This window comes from Actinomadura sp. NPDC000929 (assembly GCF_040492065.1).
Classification (GTDB): domain Bacteria; phylum Actinomycetota; class Actinomycetes; order Streptosporangiales; family Streptosporangiaceae; genus Spirillospora; species Spirillospora verrucosospora.
Map to the genome: position 1 here is coordinate 1 of NZ_JBEUPA010000338.1, position 1,011 is coordinate 1,011.

Sequence of the window (1,011 nt, forward strand, 5' to 3'; positions counted from 1 at the left end):
GGTCATGCCCGGCTCCGCGCCCGGGTCACGCCGTAGGCGCCGACCGCGACGCCGGCCACGCCGACGGCGATGCCGATGCCGCCGAGCAGCCGGGCCGTCCCGTCGCCGGACGACGCGGACGAGGCGGCGGCGGGCTTCACCTGCGCGGTCAGGCCGGCCGTGGCCGCCGAGCCCTTGGGGAGGAGCTTCAGCACCGGCGAGGGGTGCTCCGGCTCGTTCGCCCCCTCGGCGGGGGGCTCCTCCCACTTGACGACCTCGCCGCCGGAGTAGGTCTGGTCGGCCTTGAACACGAGCTGGTCGGTGTCGGTGGGCAGCGGCCCCATCGAGACGTCGAACTCCTCGAACCGGCCGGGCTCGATCCTGCCGCCGCTCCAGGTGATCTTCGTGACGGCCTCGGTCAGCTCGCCGCCCTCGGTCTTCACCGGCGCCGGCAGCTTGGACTTCTCGACCTTCACCGTCCAGCCGGGCAGCGGCCGGACCGACACCGACGACAGCGGGTGGTCGGCCGGCAGGCTCACCACGAGCTTGGTGGTCGAGGCGTCGTCGCGCTCGTTCGGCACCCGGAACGAGACCTTGGTGTACGAGCCCTGCTCGGCGGTCCTGGGGTTGACGCTGACGTGCGCGGACGCCGCCGCGGCCAGGCCGATCACGGACAGGGCGGCGAGGGACGCGACGGCGCCGGCGCGCCGGGCGTGCGGAAGGAAGGGCATTGCGGAACTCCGTTCGAGACGTACGGGAATGTCCGGGCGCCGCGAGCCGGCGTCCGGTGACGTACGGCGCTCCGGCTCAGGAGTGAGCGAGCGCCCTCGAACGCGGAGGGGGACCCCGGCGGACGACCTGGTGCCGCAGGGCGCGCCCGGTGGCCGTGACGGCGGCCGCCGCGGGCGCCGTCCGGAGGGGGCGGGCCGGAGGCTCGGCCGGCTCCACGGCGAGCAGGGCCAGCAGCAGCCGGATCGGGCGGTCGGCGAGGGCGGCGACCCGCCGGGCGAGCGACCACGCGGCCCGCTCGCC

At 76.2% G+C, this 1,011-nt stretch carries 2 protein-coding genes; both read right to left on the minus strand.

Annotation, left to right across the window (positions count from 1 at the left end; genetic code table 11):
- Positions 1–2: 2 nt before the first annotated feature.
- Positions 3–710, minus strand: a complete 708-nt coding sequence (locus ABWI04_RS42760) for a YcnI family copper-binding membrane protein (RefSeq protein ID WP_353835983.1) — start codon at positions 708–710, stop codon at positions 3–5.
- Positions 711–786: 76 nt separating this feature from the next.
- Positions 787–1,011, minus strand: a 225-nt coding sequence (locus ABWI04_RS42765) for a hypothetical protein (RefSeq protein WP_502913229.1), incomplete at its 5' end; no start/stop codon positions are given.